This is a genomic window from Phenylobacterium sp. (assembly GCF_030693405.1).
Classification (GTDB): Bacteria; Pseudomonadota; Alphaproteobacteria; order Caulobacterales; family Caulobacteraceae; genus Phenylobacterium.
The window spans coordinates 24,396-39,814 of the sequence record NZ_JAUYAW010000055.1 but is presented as its reverse complement, the minus strand read 5'-3'; the positions used below and the strand labels follow the sequence as shown (position 1 = coordinate 39,814).

General features: G+C 67.5%; 18 protein-coding genes. 9 read left to right on the top strand and 9 right to left on the bottom strand.

From position 1 onward, the window contains the following. Together Q8N19_RS11965 and Q8N19_RS11960 are read right to left on the bottom strand one after the other, a co-directional pair. On the bottom strand, positions 1-2,076 hold a 2,076-nt coding region (locus Q8N19_RS11965; protein WP_305590926.1), incomplete at its 3' end, for an ATP-binding protein. Between the two features lie 72 nt (positions 2,077-2,148). Then, positions 2,149-3,033 (bottom strand): ion transporter, encoded by an 885-nt coding sequence (locus Q8N19_RS11960; RefSeq protein ID WP_305590924.1) that lies wholly within the window; start codon positions 3,031-3,033, stop codon positions 2,149-2,151. A 131-nt stretch (positions 3,034-3,164) separates the two neighbouring features. Here Q8N19_RS11960 and Q8N19_RS11955 point away from each other — a divergent pair, with 131 nt between their 5' ends. Beyond that, on the top strand, positions 3,165-4,322 hold the full coding sequence (locus tag Q8N19_RS11955) for an acyl-CoA dehydrogenase family protein (protein ID WP_305590923.1): 1,158 nt from the start codon (positions 3,165-3,167) through the stop codon (positions 4,320-4,322). Positions 4,323-4,331: 9 nt separating this feature from the next. Here the strand turns inward: Q8N19_RS11955 and purU are convergent, their stop codons facing one another. Genes purU through Q8N19_RS11940 form a run of 3 tightly spaced genes read right to left on the bottom strand, consistent with a single transcriptional unit; the run spans position 4,332 to position 6,357 of the window. Then, a complete protein-coding gene (purU, locus tag Q8N19_RS11950; RefSeq protein ID WP_305590921.1) occupies positions 4,332-5,174 on the bottom strand; it encodes a formyltetrahydrofolate deformylase in 843 nt (280 codons plus the stop codon). A gap of 11 nt (positions 5,175-5,185) precedes the next feature. Beyond that, positions 5,186-5,842 carry a cytochrome b/b6 domain-containing protein gene (locus Q8N19_RS11945; protein WP_305590919.1) on the bottom strand — a complete coding sequence of 219 codons (657 nt, stop codon included), beginning with the start codon at positions 5,840-5,842 and terminating at the stop codon, positions 5,186-5,188. Positions 5,843-5,844: 2 nt separating this feature from the next. Beyond that, the gene (locus Q8N19_RS11940) at positions 5,845-6,357 is read right to left on the bottom strand and encodes a cytochrome c (RefSeq protein ID WP_305590917.1); all 513 of its coding nucleotides are present in this window, start codon (positions 6,355-6,357) and stop codon (positions 5,845-5,847) included. A 200-nt stretch (positions 6,358-6,557) separates the two neighbouring features. Here Q8N19_RS11940 and Q8N19_RS11935 point away from each other — a divergent pair, with 200 nt between their 5' ends. Then, positions 6,558-6,860, top strand: coding sequence for a hypothetical protein (locus Q8N19_RS11935; protein ID WP_305590915.1), 303 nt, complete (start codon positions 6,558-6,560; stop codon positions 6,858-6,860). A gap of 54 nt (positions 6,861-6,914) precedes the next feature. Here the strand turns inward: Q8N19_RS11935 and Q8N19_RS11930 are convergent, their stop codons facing one another. Beyond that, positions 6,915-7,124 (bottom strand): hypothetical protein, encoded by a 210-nt coding sequence (locus Q8N19_RS11930; RefSeq protein WP_305590913.1) that lies wholly within the window; start codon positions 7,122-7,124, stop codon positions 6,915-6,917. Positions 7,125-7,431: 307 nt separating this feature from the next. Here Q8N19_RS11930 and Q8N19_RS11925 point away from each other — a divergent pair, with 307 nt between their 5' ends. The 4 genes from Q8N19_RS11925 to Q8N19_RS11910 all read left to right on the top strand — a co-directional run bounded on the left by Q8N19_RS11925 (position 7,432) and on the right by Q8N19_RS11910 (position 10,807). Next, complete coding sequence (locus Q8N19_RS11925) at positions 7,432-7,641, top strand: cold-shock protein (RefSeq protein WP_296562956.1); 210 nt, start codon at positions 7,432-7,434, stop codon at positions 7,639-7,641. Between the two features lie 130 nt (positions 7,642-7,771). Further along, positions 7,772-8,032, top strand: a complete 261-nt coding sequence (locus tag Q8N19_RS11920) for a hypothetical protein (RefSeq protein ID WP_305590911.1) — start codon at positions 7,772-7,774, stop codon at positions 8,030-8,032. A 19-nt stretch (positions 8,033-8,051) separates the two neighbouring features. Next, complete coding sequence (locus Q8N19_RS11915) at positions 8,052-8,324, top strand: hypothetical protein (RefSeq protein WP_305590910.1); 273 nt, start codon at positions 8,052-8,054, stop codon at positions 8,322-8,324. A 2-nt stretch (positions 8,325-8,326) separates the two neighbouring features. Continuing rightward, entirely contained in the window at positions 8,327-10,807 is a 2,481-nt protein-coding gene (locus Q8N19_RS11910; protein ID WP_305590908.1) for a vitamin K epoxide reductase family protein, read from the top strand. Here the strand turns inward: Q8N19_RS11910 and Q8N19_RS11905 are convergent. Together Q8N19_RS11905 and Q8N19_RS11900 are read right to left on the bottom strand one after the other, a co-directional pair. Further along, positions 10,804-11,193, bottom strand: a complete 390-nt coding sequence (locus Q8N19_RS11905) for a cytochrome c (protein ID WP_305590906.1) — start codon at positions 11,191-11,193, stop codon at positions 10,804-10,806. The two genes, Q8N19_RS11910 and Q8N19_RS11905, sit on opposite strands and share 4 nt — an antisense overlap. Positions 11,194-11,460: 267 nt before the next feature. After that, on the bottom strand, positions 11,461-12,084 hold the full coding sequence (locus tag Q8N19_RS11900) for a LysE family translocator (protein ID WP_305590904.1): 624 nt from the start codon (positions 12,082-12,084) through the stop codon (positions 11,461-11,463). Between the two features lie 119 nt (positions 12,085-12,203). Here Q8N19_RS11900 and Q8N19_RS11895 point away from each other — a divergent pair, with 119 nt between their 5' ends. From Q8N19_RS11895 to Q8N19_RS11885, 3 genes are all read left to right on the top strand, one after another. After that, positions 12,204-13,697 (top strand): sensor histidine kinase, encoded by a 1,494-nt coding sequence (locus Q8N19_RS11895; protein WP_305590902.1) that lies wholly within the window; start codon positions 12,204-12,206, stop codon positions 13,695-13,697. Then, complete coding sequence (gene fixJ, locus Q8N19_RS11890; RefSeq protein WP_305590900.1) at positions 13,690-14,292, top strand: response regulator FixJ; 603 nt, start codon at positions 13,690-13,692, stop codon at positions 14,290-14,292. The genes Q8N19_RS11895 and fixJ overlap by 8 nt, the downstream gene beginning before the upstream one ends. A 95-nt stretch (positions 14,293-14,387) precedes the next feature. After that, positions 14,388-14,777 carry a response regulator transcription factor gene (locus Q8N19_RS11885; RefSeq protein ID WP_305590898.1) on the top strand — a complete coding sequence of 130 codons (390 nt, stop codon included), beginning with the start codon at positions 14,388-14,390 and terminating at the stop codon, positions 14,775-14,777. A gap of 3 nt (positions 14,778-14,780) precedes the next feature. Here Q8N19_RS11885 and Q8N19_RS11880 read toward each other — a convergent pair whose 3' ends face one another. Then, positions 14,781-15,383, bottom strand: coding sequence for an NAD(P)H-dependent oxidoreductase (locus tag Q8N19_RS11880; protein ID WP_305590896.1), 603 nt, complete (start codon positions 15,381-15,383; stop codon positions 14,781-14,783). Between the last annotated feature and the right edge of the window lie 36 nt (positions 15,384-15,419).

Below are 15,419 nucleotides of genomic sequence, written 5' to 3'. Positions count from 1 at the left end.
GGCGGAGCTCTCCGATGTCCCTGCCCCGGTCCAGCGGCTCAGACAGGCGTGGAGATTCTCGATCTTCACCGGCTTGTCGACACTATCGACCATGCCCACGTCGCGCATGCGGGCGATCTGTTCGGGCAGCACGTCGGCGCTCATGGCGATGATCGGCACCTGGCCCCGCTCACCTTCCAGCGCGCGGATCGCCCGGGTCGCCGCCAGGCCATCCACGCCTGGCATGTGCAGGTCCATCAGGATGGCGTCATAGCGGCCGGTCTTGGCGGCCTCGATGGCTTCGCGGCCGTCACAGGCGACATCGGCGGTGCAGCCGAGAATCTGCAGCATCAGCACCCCCAGCTCACGGTTCATGGGATGGTCGTCGACGAGCAGGATATGCGCCGACAGGGCTGCGGCGCGGTCATCGTCTTCGGCGGCCGAGATCGAGACCCCTGCCCGCTCCAGGTGCAGCTCCAGCCAGAAGGTCGAACCGGCGCCCGGCGCTGACTCGACCCCGACCTGACCGCCCATGGCCTCCACCAGGCCCTTGCAGATCGCCAGGCCCAGGCCCGTGCCGCCGTGCGTGCGGCTGACCGAGGAGTCGACCTGGCTGAACCTCTGGAACAGGGTGGCGGCCGCAGCCGGGGCGATGCCGACGCCGGTGTCGGTGACCGAGATCCGCACCCGGTCGCGCTCGCCCTCGGGGGTCGCCTTCAGGGTCAGGATCACCTGCCCCGCATCGGTGAACTTCACCGCGTTGTTCAGATAGTTGAGGAGCACCTGACAGAGACGGTGATCGTCGCAGACGTGTCCCTCCGCCAGTTCGCCCTCGACCTGTATGGTCAGGGCCAGGCCCTTGCTGTCGGCCGCCTCGGCGACGATGGCCAGGGCGTCGCGGCAGACGACGGTCAGGTCGACCGGCTTGGGATCGAGCTCGATACGGCCGGCCTCGACCTTGGAGAAGTCGAGAATATCGTTGACCACGGTCAGGAGCGCGATGCCCGAACGTCGGATCAGATCGATCTGCCGCCGGCTGTCGGCGCGCATATCCTTGTCCATCTCCAGGACCTGGGCGAAGCCGATGATCGAATTCAGCGGCGTCCTGATTTCGTGGCTCATGGTGGCCAGGAAGTCGGTCTTGGCCACCGAGGCGGCCTCGGCCCGCTCCCGCGCCCGCTGATGGCTGATGGAGCGCCGCAGGATCAGATCGCGCAGGCGCTGCTGGTGGATGGTCATGAGGGCGGTGACAATGCCGGTCCCGAACACAAGGCCCAGATAGACCTGGAAGATCGTGACCTGTTGAGACAGCGTCCGGGTCTCAGCCAGGACCGGCGCGCGCCCCCAAAGGAAGCCGACCGTCAGCAGGACCACGCAGGCCACCGCCATAGACACTGTGACCGCCTGAGGACCTGTCCGTAGTCCAAGGATGGTGATGACCGGGAACATGGTCAGCAGGGCGATGGGCGCGGCCGGGGTGATGATCAACGCCACCAGCACGGCCACGGCCACATAGCCCAATGTGATCTCCCAGGAGCGCTCGGACAGAAGACGCGTCCGTCGCCCCTGGCTGAGCAACAGGATGGCCGGCAGCACCAACGACATGCCCAGGAACTTCGCGCCCAGCCGGTTGACCAGCATATCCGTCGGAAACTTACCCTCGATTACGAGGGCGCCTAGCCCAAGCAGCAGGGCCGAAATCACGAGGACCGGCGCCAAGGCCAGGAAGATCAAGGCGGCGAACCGGCCCGGCGTGGTGAGCCGCACGGCATTGAGCCTGCGGGCCAGATGAACGACGGCCACCGCTTCGACCACGTTCAGAAGACTGTAGCCCACGGCGCCATAGAGCGGGTGCCCAAAGGCCAGGATGATGGCGCCCTGCAGCACGAAACCCACGGCCAACAGGGCCGGCGCCCAACGGGCCGGCAACAGCAAAAGGGCGCCGATGACAAAGGCGTTAGCCGTCCAGATCGTGCCGACGCCGGTGGTCTCCCTGAGCACATTGGTCAGCCAGAGATTGGCGACATAGCCGCCGTAAAGCAGGACGGCGAGCAGGAGCTGTCGGCTCTGACGGGTAATGGGGGAACTCCGAGACAAGGGCGAACGGCCGATACCTTCTGGCCAACCTAGACCTTGGCGTCTCAACCAAAGCTTAAGCCTGTAAGGCCCCTAGCGGTCCGTCAGACGATGGCTCAGTGCGCCGATCTCCTGGCGAAGGGCCGCCAGTTCGGACCGCAGGGCGGCGAGATCAGCCGCATCCTCGGCATGCGCCTTCTGTCGCTCGACGCTGGCCAGACGCAGGTCCTCCTCGATCTGCTGACGTTCAGCCTTGGCCTCCTCCTCGTGTTCGCTCTGCATGGCGTTGACCACGATGCCAATGAACAGGTTCAGCATGGTGAAGGTGGTGCAGAGGATGAAGGGCACGAAGAAAGCCCAGGCATAGGGATAGACCTCCATCACCGGCCGCACGATGCCCATGGACCAGCTCTCCAGGGTCATCACCTGGAACAGGGAATAGGCCGAGGCCGGGATGGATCCGAACCACTGGGGGAAACTGGCGGCGAACAGCTTGGTGGCCATCACCGAGGCCACATAGAAGATCAGGGTCATCAAGAGGATGATCGACCCCATCCCCGGCAGGGCGCTGATCAGGGCGCCGACGACCCGACGCAGGGACGGCACCAGGGTGATCATCCGCAGCACCCGCAGGATGCGCAGGGCCCGCAACACCGAGAAGGCGCCGGCCGCCGGCACCAGCGCGATGCCGACGATGGCGAAGTCGAACAGGCTCCAGGGGTCCTTGAAGAAGGCCAGACGGTGGACGGCGATGCGGGCGACAATCTCGGCGACGAACACCGCCAGGATCACCCGGTCCAGCAGCAGTAGAACATTACCGAAATTGGCCATGGCCCAGGCGCTGGTCTCCAGCCCCAGGGTGATCGCATTGAGCACGATCAGAGCGGTGATGATCTTCTCTGTACGCGGCGAGGTGATCAGCGCCTTGAGCTGGTCCAAAGGGGTAGACTCCATGGGGATGCGGTTCTGTCGCGCCATCTGCCGCAATCCGCCGCAAAGCGCTAGCGGCCGCGAATGCCCACGCCCGTGAAGCTTGACGTAGGGGCGCGGTTTCCCGGCGCGCGCGCCTGATCTAAGGGCTTGGGAGGGTCAGCCAGTGGGAGATCGATATGAACCCGGCGCAGGAACATGAGGCCATTCTCGAAACCGTGCGCAGGCTGTGCGCCGGCTTTCCGGGCGAGTACTGGCGCGCCCGGGATCGCGAGCGAACCTATCCCACCGAATTCGTCCAGGCCCTGACCGAGGCCGGCCTGCTCGGCGTGTTGGTCCCGGAGTCGTACGGGGGGAGCGGACTTGGCCTGTCGGCGGCGGCCGCCATCCTGGAGGAGATCCATGCCAGCGGCTGCAACGCCGCGGCCGTCCACGCTCAGATGTACACCATGGGCACCGTCCTGCGGCACGGCAGCGAGGCCCAGAAGGCCCAGTGGCTGCCGAAGATCGCCACCGGAGAGGTGCGCCTGCAGGCCTTTGGCGTCACCGAACCCGGCGCCGGCACCGACACCACCGCCATCACCACCCAGGCGGTGCGCCGGGGCGACGCCTACGTCATCAACGGCCAGAAGGTGTGGATCAGCCGCGCCGAACACTCCGACCTCATGGTGCTCCTGGCCCGCACCACCCCGCGGGAGGAGACGGCGAAGAAGACCGAGGGTCTGTCGGTCTTCCTGCTGGACATGCGCGAGGCCGTCGGGCGCGGCCTGACCATCAAGCCGATCCGCACCATGTTCAACCACGCCACCACCGAGCTCTTCTTCGATGATCTGGAAATCCCGGCCTCCTGTCTGATCGGCCAGGAGGGCAAGGGCTTCCGCTACATCCTCGACGGCATGAACGCCGAGCGCATCCTGATCGCCGCCGAGTGCATCGGTGACGGCCGCTGGTTCGTGGACAAGGCCCGCGCCTACGCCTCCAGCCGCGTGGTGTTCGGTCGGCCGATCGGCCAGAACCAGGGGGTCCAGTTCCCCATCGCCCGGGCCTATGCCCAGGTCCGGGCGGCCAAGCTGATGACCTATGAGGCCGCAGCCCGCTACGAGGCGGGCGATCCGGCCGGCGAAGAGGCCAACATGGCCAAGCTGCTGGCCTCGGAGGCATCATGGGCGGCGGCGGACATGTGCATCCAGACCCATGGCGGCTTTGGCTTCGCCGAGGAGTACGATGTGGAGCGCAAGTTCCGCGAGACCCGCCTCTATCAGGTGGCGCCGATCTCGACGAACCTCATCCTGGCCTATCTGGCCGAGCACGTTCTGGGCCTGCCGCGCTCCTACTAGAGCTTCGCCTCAGTCGGTGAAGACCACGGTCTTGGCGCCGTTCAGCAGCACCCGGTCTTCCAGGTGCCAGCGCACCGCCCGGGCCAGGACCCGGCGCTCGATGTCGCGGCCCTTGCGGATCAGGGCGGCGGGCGTGTCGCGGTGGCTGATCCGCTCCACGTCCTGTTCGATGATCGGGCCTTCGTCGAGGTCGGCGGTGACATAGTGGGCCGTGGCCCCGATCACCTTCACGCCCCGGGCATGGGCCTGATGATAGGGCCGCGCGCCCTTGAAGCCCGGCAGGAAGGAGTGGTGGATGTTGATGCAGCGCCCCTCCAGCTTGGCCGCCAAGCCGTCGGACAGGATCTGCATGTAGCGGGCGAGCACCACCAGCTCGGCCCCGGTGGACTGGACCAGCGACCAGACCGCGGCCTCCTGCTCCAGCTTGGTGTCCCGGTTCACGGGCAGATGGTGGAAGGGCAGACCGCTGAGGTCGATGCTGGAATAGGTGTCGGCCGGGTGGTTCGACACCACCGCGCAGATCTCCATGGGCAGCTCGCCGCGACGCCAGCGCCAGACCAGGTCCGACAGGCAGTGATCGGCCTGAGAAGCCAGGATCATCACCTTCCTGCGCACCTTGGGGTCGCGCAGGGTCCAGTTCATGCCGAACTCGACGCCGATGGGGGCAAAGGCGTCGCGCAGGTTTTCGGCCGAGGTGTCGCCAGCCTCGAACACCACGCGCATGAAGAAGCGGCCAGTCTCGACGTCGCCGAACTGCTGGGCGTCGATGATGTTGCCGCCGCCGTCGAACAGGAAGTTGGCCACGCGGGCCACGATGCCGGGCCGGTCGGCGCAGGATAGGGTCAGGATCATGAGGCGGGTGACTAGCCTGCGCGGGCGATCAGCACCACCACCAAGACCGCGATCGCCACGCCCACCACGAGGCGCCACAGGGGCGCCGGGCGCAGTTCGCCCTCCAGACCTGGGGTCGCGTCCTGGCCGGTCACCATCGGCTTCACCAGGTTCCGCCGCTTGAAAACGGCATAGGCGGCGATGGCCACCAGATGCAGCGCCACGGCGGCCTGCAACAGCCGGAAGTTCAGCTCATGCAGGTCGGACGCCTGACGGCCCGTCTCGAAGTCGATAAACCGCGCAAAGGGTCCAGACTCCATGCCGTTGATGTCTATGGCGAACAGACCAAGTCCCACCTGCGAGATCAACAGGAGCACCAGCAGCAGAACGCTGAGCGCGCCCAGGGGGTTGTGCCCAAAGCTGGCCGGCGCCCCGCGCCAGCCGCGGACGTAGGCCAGCACGGCGCCGGGCCCCTTCATGAACTGCGAGAACCGCGCCGTGGATCCGCCCACCACGCCCCAGTAGAGACGGAAGATGACCAGGCCCAGGATGCCGTAGCCGGCGTAGCGGTGGATGTTCATCCGCTCGCCGGCCGTCAGCCAGGCTACCACCACCAGGACCGCCAGGGCCCAGTGGACAAGGCGGGTCGGCAGGTCCCAGACCCGGACGCGGGGCGCCCGACCAGACACGGCTACTGCTCGACCCGGAAGTTGTCGTGACAGCCGCCGCAGCTGGCGCCCACCATCTTCACATGTTCGCGCAGACCAGCGGCGTCGCCCGCGATCGCCAGCTCCTGCAGCCGGGTGGTGGCCGTGGCCAGTCGGGTCTGGGCGGCGGCGAAACCGTCCGGGTCCGTCCACACCGTCGCCAGGGCGTCGGTCTTCACCCCGTCGTCAGGCCCCGTCCCAGCGGGAAACCAGCCGGGGATCTGGCTGGCCAGGACATTCATCCGCTCGGCCGCCGGGACGATCTGCGCCATGTCTGGGGCGTCGGTCTTGAGCTGGTCGTTGATGAGCTTGAACGACGCGCCCAGCGCCTTGAAGCCTTCCTGGCGCTCGGCCACCGCCGCCGGGACCGGCGCGTCGCTTGCGGCGACCTCTTCGCTCGCCTGCTGGCCACAGGCGGCGACCAGCAGCGCCAGGGACGCGCCAACGAGCGCGCGTCGCGCCGAACGCCACGAAACTGAGGAGGACTGGACGGTCATGGCTTGGGATCCCTCAAGGCCGGATATGCGCGCCGCGCGGTGAGTCTCCCGTCTAGTATGGCACAGGTTTGGCGTCAGGACGGATGGGACACGCGACCCGTATTCCCGGGCGGGCGCCCACCGCTTGCGCAGTCGCCGGCGCCGGGCGGGAACCCTCGCCATGTACAGGGCATTGGCTTCTCAACCAGAGGAGCTTGAAAATGATGATGACTGCGAAGCGCCCCCGTCTCGGCCTGGCCGCGGCGCTGTCGGGCGCCGCCTTGCTGGTCGCAGCCTGCGGCCAGGGCGATCCGGCCACGACGGGGTCGGAGATGGGCGTGGTGGACAACGAAGCGGGCGACCTTGATGCGCCTCCGGCCGGGGCCATGACCGGCGGCGCTGCTGATCAGACGCCAGCCTATGGGCAGCCCGGCGGGGTCCCCGCCGAAGCGCACAGCCAGCCTGGGTCGCAACCCAGCGGCAGCGAAATGCCGCCGCCTCCTGGCGGTGAGACGTCGCGCTAGACAAAAAAGGCGCCGATCGACCGCGAAGCTAGGGCCGTCGATCGGCGCTGGGTTCTAGGCCGCGGCGAAGAAGCCGTGTTCGCCGCTGACCCGCACCAGGCAGGGCTGGCCCTTGTCCTGGGCGGCGCGGGCGCGCTTGTTGGCCGCGGCCTTGGCTTCTTCCTTGTCGAGGCTGTGGTCAGAGAAGGCGCCGTCCTGCTCGACGGCCCAATAACCGTCATGACGCGCCACCGTGAAAACGACCCGATCCCGAATTTCGCGCATGGCAGGCTCCCGTAAGGTCCGACCGCAACCACCACAGGGCGAAAAACGCAATGAGGGCCGGCGGCCAGAACGTGTTGTGAAGAATTAGTATATAGGAATTTCCGCTGTAAGTCCGAGCCTTAGGGAAAATAATCTTGCCTTCAGGGCCAATTTCGTGCGACCTTGGATCATCGAATATCGTTTTGGCTCGCCTAAAATCCACCGCTGCGCACTTCGTACGACGTCTGGACTTCTCGACCCTCTCCGAAAATTTGATCGCGCGACCGCTCTTGGGCGCGTGAATATTTAGACCCGGAAAGGGATCAACATGAGCACCGGAACCGTGAAGTGGTTTAACGGCCAAAAAGGCTTCGGCTTCATCCAGCCTGACGACGGCGGCGCCGACGTTTTCGTTCACATTTCAGCCGTGGAGCGCGCCGGCATGGCTTCGCTGCACGAGGGCCAGAAGCTCGGCTTTGAAATGCAGCGCGACGCCCGCAACGGCAAGATGTCCGCGGCCAATCTGCAAGCGGCTTAAACCGCTTCAGGCTTGTCTGAACGAAAAAAGGGTCGGCGTCCGCGCCGGCCCTTTTTTCATGCTTGCGGCCGGTCGGCGGAGCGGTCTGCGGTCTCACTCGTTCAGCGCCTGTGTTTTGAAGGAGTCCGCCATGCCCACCCCATGGGTGATCGAAGTCCGACTGGGGACCCGCCCCGACGCCGCGCCCCTCCGCCGGGCGGTCGTCGAGGCTGAGGACGAAGCCGCCGCCCTGCGTCTCGTGCTGGCGCAGGCTGAGCAGGACGTGTCGGCGGCCCGCGCCGGCCTGCAGGACGACGGCCAGGAGGAGGTGTTTTCATCTGCTGAGGCCTCGGGTCGTTCTGAACATCATGCCGGCGAGGAGCACGACGACCCGGCGGGGAACCTCGTCTGACCATCGGGGTTCTCACCCCATGACCCATCCGCTGCAGACCAAGGACGATCAGTGGCGCGAGCGCCCCAACAGCGCTGAACCGGTGTTCGATCCAGGGGCGGCCCCGGCCTCGGCCGACGCTGAAGCCGGCGGGGCCCACGCGGCGCGGCCAGATCCGGGGACGAGCCGCTCGCCCATGCCCACCCGGCCCGACCCGCAGGCGCCCGGTCTGGTCCTGCCACCCACGGTCTGGGCGATCGCCGCGGCGCTCATGCTGGCCGCTGTGGTTGTCGCGGCCCTGCTGACCTTCTGAGCATGTCGCAAACGGATGCTGTGACCGCCGAGCCCAAGCCGCTTGTCCTGATCACCGGCGCAGCTGGCAATCTCGGGGCCACCCTGGCCGCGGGTCTGTCCGAACGCTACCGGATCGTCGGCCTGGATCTTGAGGCCGCGCCCCGCGACTATCCGCTGATCGCCGCGGACCTGACGGACAGGGATTCGGTCAAGGCGGCGCTCCAGCAGGTCCGACGCGATCATGGCGGCCACCTGGCCAGCGTCATCCATCTCGCGGCCTATTTCGACTTCTCTGGCGAGGACCACGCTCTCTACGAGACGCTGAATGTCGAGGGGACCCGACACCTGCTGGACGGTCTGCAGGCCTTCCAGGTCGAGCAGTTCATCTATGCCAGCACCATGCTGGTCCATGCCCCGGTCAGCCCCGGCGAGCGCATTGATGAGACCCAGCCCCTGGATCCGCGCTGGATCTATCCTCAGTCCAAGGCGAAAGCCGAAACCGCCGTCGCCGAGCGCGCCGGAAAGATCCCTTACCTCCTGCTGCGTCTGGCGGGGGTCTATGACGACACGGCCGCTGTCCCGACCCTTTCGCAGCAGATCGCGCGGATCTATGGGCGGGACTTCGAAAGCCACCTCTATTCCGGCGACACCGATGTCGGGCAGTCGATGCTGCACAAGGACGACATGGTGGACGCCTTCGTGCGCGCCGTGGACCGGCGCGACAGCCTTCCCGCCCACGCGGCGATCCTGATCGGCGAGGCTGACGCGGTCTCCTACCAGGATCTGCAGGATCAGATTGGCCAGCTCATCCATGGGGAGGACTGGGCCACCTTCCAGGCGCCAAAGCCCGTGGCCGCCCTGGGGGCCTGGGCGCAGGAGAAGCTTGAGCCGATCATCCCCGACGCCCTGGACCAGGGCGAAAAGCCGTTCATCCGTCCCTTCATGGTGCGAATGGCCGACGACCACTACGCCCTCGATATCGGCCGGGCCGCCGACCTGCTCGGCTGGCGTCCGCGCCACCATCTGCGCGACGAGTTGCCGGCCCTGGTGGCCTCGCTGACCGAAGATCCCGAGGGATGGCACAAGGCGAACGGGGTTCCCCTCCCCGCCTGGATGAGCGACGCCCAGGACGCCGACCTCGACCCGGAGGACGCTCGACAGCGCCACGAACAGGCCTATGGCGAGGCGCACAGCCGACAGCGCTGGGCCCAGATGAGCGTCATGGCGCTCGGCGCCTGGCTGGTGGCCACCATGCCGGCCATGGGGCTGGATGACGGCCGCCTCATGACCAGCCAGGTCGTCTCTGGCCTGGCCCTCATGATCCTCGGCGCCCTGTCGCTGAGCGCCAGGCTCTGGCTGGCGCGCTGGGCCGCGGCCGCGCTCGGCCTGTGGATCATGTTCGCCCCGATCCTCTTCTGGACGCCCTCTTCCGCGGCCTTCCTGAATGGAATTCTGGTCGGGGGGCTCACCATGGGGCTTGCGGTGGGCCTGCGCCCCGACCCCGGCGTCACGCCCGCGGCCGAGCTTGCCGGACCCATGACCCCGCCGGGCTGGCGCTACAATCCTTCGGACTGGACTCAGCGCGTCCCGATCATTGTCCTGGCCCTGGTCGGCCTGTTTGTCTCGCTCACCCTGTCGGCCTACCAGCTCGGCCACATCGACAGGGTCTGGGAGCCTTTCTTTCCGGGCGGCCCCGATCCCCGCAATGGGACCGAGGAGATCATCACCTCCGACGTCTCCAAGGCCTGGCCGATCCCCGACGCGGCGGTGGGCGCCCTGGTCTACGCCCTGGAAATCGTCACCGGCCTGATCGGGTCGCGCCGTCGCTGGCGGACCATGCCCTGGCTGGTCATCGCCTTTGGCCTGATGATCGTGCCGCTGGGCGTCGTCTCCATCGCCTTCATCATCATCCAGCCCATCGTCATCGGGACCTGGTGCACCCTGTGCCTGATCGGCGCGGCGGCCATGCTGCTGCAGGTGCCCTATGCGATGGATGAACTGCTCGCGAGCCTGCAGTTCCTGGCGCGGCGCAAGCGGGCCGGCCATCCGATCCTGCGCACCCTCCTGGTCGGCGACACCGACGACGGCGAGGTCGAGGCCGAGACCGATGAGTTCGCCCGTCCCGCCCCCGCCATCCTGCGTGACATGGCCAGTGGCGGCGTGAACCTGCCCTGGAATCTCGCCCTGGCTGCGCTCATCGGGATCTGGCTGATGTTCAGCAGGCTCACCCTGGGCGCGGAGGGCGCGGCGGCGAACGCCGACCATCTGATCGGCGCCCTGGTGCTGACGGTCGTCTCGATCGCCGCGGCCGAAGTGACCCGCACGGCCAGGCTCGCCCTGCCGGTGCTGGGCGTCGCCCTGGCGGTCAGCGCCTTTACGTTCGAGAGTTCAACCCTTCACACCGCCGCGGGCGTCGCTGCGGGCCTGGCCCTCATCGCCCTGGCGATCCGCCGGGGACCGGTGCGGGCGCGTTATGGCGACTGGAGCCGCTGGATTCTCTAGAGTGCCGCCTTGTGGGTCGCCGGGCCATGCCCCGGCCCCTCGGCCACAGGCTCCAGGGACTCGATGTAGGCGACGATGTCCTGCATCTCGGCGGCGGTCATGTAGATGGGGGGCATCTCCCCATGCCCTTCCCGCGCAATCTGCGCCAAGGACCGTTCCAGGCCGATGGCCGTGTGGCGCATGCGCACGCTGGCGAAGGGCGGTGCCACCGCATTGGCGCTATGGCCGCTGTAGCCGACGGCGTGACACCCCCCACAGGATCGCGTGACGAACTGGAGTCCGCGCTCCGCGGCCGGGCTCAGGGGCTGCGGCGGCGGTCCCAGCTGCGGGGTGGCGCAGGAGGCGAGCGCGCCAGCAAGGCTCAGGATGATGAGGATGTCGCGCATGGCCGGTCTCCGCAGTGTGGTCGCCCAACCCTTCTATCCTAGTTGAGCCATGGCCACCCCACCGCCTCCGTAATCCTACCTAGGCGCCAGACCGGAATTTTCCCTCAAGCTCTCCGCCCTGATCCTCCATCCCGTCAGAGAGGAGCAACATCATGACTGCGCACGATCTTTACCTGGGCCTGGTGCTCGCCACCTTCGGCGCCTTCGCCTTCACCCTGTTCGCCGTGAGCAACTGGTCGAACGGCGGCAAGCGCTAGCCTGCGCGCCCTAACCGCCCCGGGTGCTCCAGGCCACCCAGCCCGCTACCGCCACAAGCCCAAGGGCGAAGGCCGCCTGCACCTGGGGCGCCCGGTCGGCTTTGGCGACCCATCCATAGGCCCGCGCGCCAAGGGCGACGATGGCGACGTGGATCACCACCGAGGCGCTCAGATGGATGCCGCCCAGCGTCAGAAAGGCCCTGAGCGGGCTGTCGGTCTGCGGCGGCGCAAAACTCGGCAGCACGGCCACATAGAAGATCAGCGCCTTGGGATTGAGGACATTGGTAAGGAAGCCTCGCCGCACATCCCGCCAATCGCCGAGCGACAGATCCTCGACCTCCGACGACGCTCCGGGCCCCCGCCAGGTGTCCCAGGCCAGCCAGAGCAGATAGGCGACCCCACCCCAGCGAAGCGCCTGGTAGAGCACCGGCTGAGCCACCGCCAATTGCGACAGGCCCGCGGCGGCCGCCACCATGTGGGCGGCGAGTCCTAGGGTCACCCCGAGCAGTGTCAGAAGACCGGCCGACCACCCGCGCCGCGCGCTGACCAGCGCCAGGTAGCCCATGTTCGGCCCCGGCGTCAGTTCGATCAACACCGCCGCCAACAGGAAGGACGCCCATCTGAAATCGTCCACGGATGATGCCCCCTCCGCCCCTGTCGCGCGGGTCTGGCGGCGCCGACCTACCTGACCTCACCGGCAGCCTTACCCCATAAGCTTGCCAAGCGCCGCGCCCCCTTCTACCGCATGTCTCCATGCATTGGCTGACCTGGCAAAGCGTCGCAGCTCGGAGGCCCGCCTGGGCCGGCTATCTGTGGGCCGCCGGGGCCACTGCCCTGTCGGCGGCCCTCTATGTCGCGATCCTGCCCCTGGTGGGCGAGCGGACGGTCTATCTGATCTTTCTGCCCGCCGCTGTGGTCGGGGGACTGATGGGCGGCGCGGGGGCTGCGCTGCTCGCGACTCTGGCCGGGATGGCCTGCGTCTGGCTGCTCGGCGGACACGCGGCCTTCGCAGGCGCGGCCAATCAGGTGGACAGCCTGCTATTCGTCATCAGCGGCCTGGCCATCGCCGCGGCGGGCCATCACCTTCAGCGACGCACGCTTGAGGGCGCCCAGGCGATCCTGCACCTGGCCGAGAGCGAGGCCCGGCTCCGCTCGATCCTGGAAACCGTACCGGACGCCATGATCGTCATCGACGACCATGGGGTGATGCGCTCGTTCAGCGTCGCGGCGGAACGCCTGTTTGGCCTGCGGGCCGACGAGGCCGTGGGCCGCAACGTCTCGGTGCTGATGCCAAGCCCCTACCGGGAACAGCATGACTCCTATCTGCAACGCTACATGCAGACCGGCGAACGCCGGATCATCGGGATCGGCCGGGTCGTGGTCGGGGCCCGCAAGGACGGCTCCACCTTCCCGATGGAACTGGCCGTGGGGGAGATGGAAACCTCGGGCAAGCGGTTCTTCACCGGTTTTGTCCGCGACCTCACCGAGCGCCAGAGCACCGAACGACGGGTGCAGGACCTGCAATCGGAGCTGGTCCACGTCTCGCGGCTGACGGCCCTCGGCGAGATGGCCTCGGCGCTGGCCCATGAGCTGAACCAGCCCCTGTCGGCCATCGCCAACTACATGAAGGGCTCTGAGCGCCTGCTGGATGCGCCGGCCCTTGACCGGGACAAGATCAAGGGCGCCCTGTCCAGCGCCACGGAACAGGCCCTGCGCGCCGGTCACATCATCCGTCGGCTGCGCGACTTCGTGTCCAAGGGCGAGTCGGACCGTCGCATCGAGAATCTGCCCCAGCTTCTGGAGGAGGCCGGCGCCCTGGCCATGATCGGGGCCAAGGAACGCGGCGTGCGGCTGGAGTTCCGGCTGGACCATCAGCTCGCCCTTGTCCTGGCCGACAAGGTCCAGGTCCAGCAGGTGCTGCTCAACCTCATGCGCAACGCCATTGACGCGATGGAGGCCTCGCCGCGGCGGGAGCTGACGGTCGCCACACGGCCAGCAGCCGAGGATATGGTCGAGGTGGTGGTCACCGATACCGGCCCAGGCATCGCCCCTGAGATGATCGATCAGCTGTTCCAGCCTTTCGTCACCACCAAGCCGCAAGGTATGGGTGTCGGGCTGTCGATCTCGCGAACGATCGTTGAGGCGCACGGGGGCAGGATCTGGGCTGAGCCCAATCCAGGCGGGGGCACGATCTTCCGCTTCACCCTGCGGGCCGTGCGGCGTGAGGATTTGGAGTCCGATGACTGAGTCTGTGGTTCATGTGATCGATGATGACGAGGCGATGCGGGACTCCCTCGCCTTCCTCCTGGACACCGCCGGCCTGACCGCCTGCACCTATGATTCAGCACAGGCCTTCCTGGACGCCCTCGAGGCCGTCGCGGCCGGCGTCATTGTGACCGACATCCGCATGCCGGGCATGACCGGCCTCGACCTGGTGCGCCGGTTGAAGACGCGGGGCTGCGCCTATCCCGTCATCATGATCACCGGCCATGGAGATGTGCCCCTGGCGGTGGAGGCCATGAAGGCCGGCGTCGTGGACTTTCTCGAGAAGCCCTTTGAGGAAGAGACCCTTCTGGCGGCGATCCGCTCGGCGCAGTCTCCGGCCGCCGAGACCACCGCCGACCCCGAGCGGGAACGGGTCCGCGCGGTGCTCGACAGCCTATCCCCCCGGGAACACGAAGTGCTCGATGGCGTGGTGGAGGGCAAGCTCAACAAGGTCATCGCCCACGAATTGGGAATCAGTCCCAGGACCGTTGAGGTCTATCGGGCCAATGTGATGTCCAAGACCGGCGCCCGGGGACTGTCGGAACTGATCCGCATGGTGCTGCTGGTCAGGCCCTAGCCTCCGCCCGGCGAGCGTCGGCGTTTGCGGTGGATCAAGGACGGGACGTGACCCATCCCTAGGGTGGAGGCTCCCGCACGCTGCAGCCCCGGCCCATGCTTCCTGAGTCGCTCACCTTGATCCGCCCGGCGCCCATGGTCGTCCTTCTGGACGACGACGCCGCCCTGCGCCTGGCTCTGACCTTCTCCCTGGAAATCGAAGGCTATCGGGTGGAATCCTGCGCCACGGGGGAAGAGCTGGTCGCCCGGGATCTGCCGGATCGCGACGCCTGCCTCGTCCTGGACTACCGCCTGTCGGGGATGTCGGGGCTGGACGTGCTACAGACCCTGCGTGACCGGAAGGTCAGCCTGCCGGCCATCCTGATCACCAGCAATCCGACTCCAGGGGTTCGCGCCCGCGCCGCCCGGCTGCAGGCCCAGCTGGTGGAGAAGCCCCTGCTGGGCGACCTTCTCCTTGGCCATATCCACCGGATCCTCCCGCTCTGAGCCTCAGGCCGCCGCCGCTCCCAGGCGACGCATCCGGGCGATCCATCTCAAGCGCTGCGCCGGGCTCGGGGATTCCGCCGGCCCCAGGGCCATTTCGCGGACCGGGCGCACGCCGGAAATCCACAGCAGGCCCCGGCTGACGCATTTCAGACCGTGGGCGAAGAACACAAGACGGAAGATGAAGCCGGGCATGCCCATGGTCACCACCACCCGGGCCGAGCGGCCGCCCAGCAATCCCTTCACCCCCTTGGCCTCCCCGGGCGCGGCCAGGGCCAGCCCATAGCGGAAGACCTGCTCCAGGAAGGCCTTGAACACAGCCGGCGGCGCCCCGAGCCACAGGGGATAGATCATCACCAGATGATCGGCCTCGCGGACCGCGTCCTGAATCTCAGCCACCTCGGGGGTCGGCTGCGACAGGAAAGCCGCCTGCGAGGTGATGGGCGCCAGGGACAGCCCGCCCACCTCGATCCGTCTGACCTGATGGCCCGCGGCTTCCGCCCCTTCGCCATAGGCGGTGGCGAGGGCCGAGCAGAGCCGGTCGGGATGGGGATCGGGGTGGCCGTTGATCAGCAGGATCCTGCGGCGGTCAGTTCGGGTGGTCGTCATGGGCGCGCTCCTGGCGGGCCAGACTGAGACGGAAGG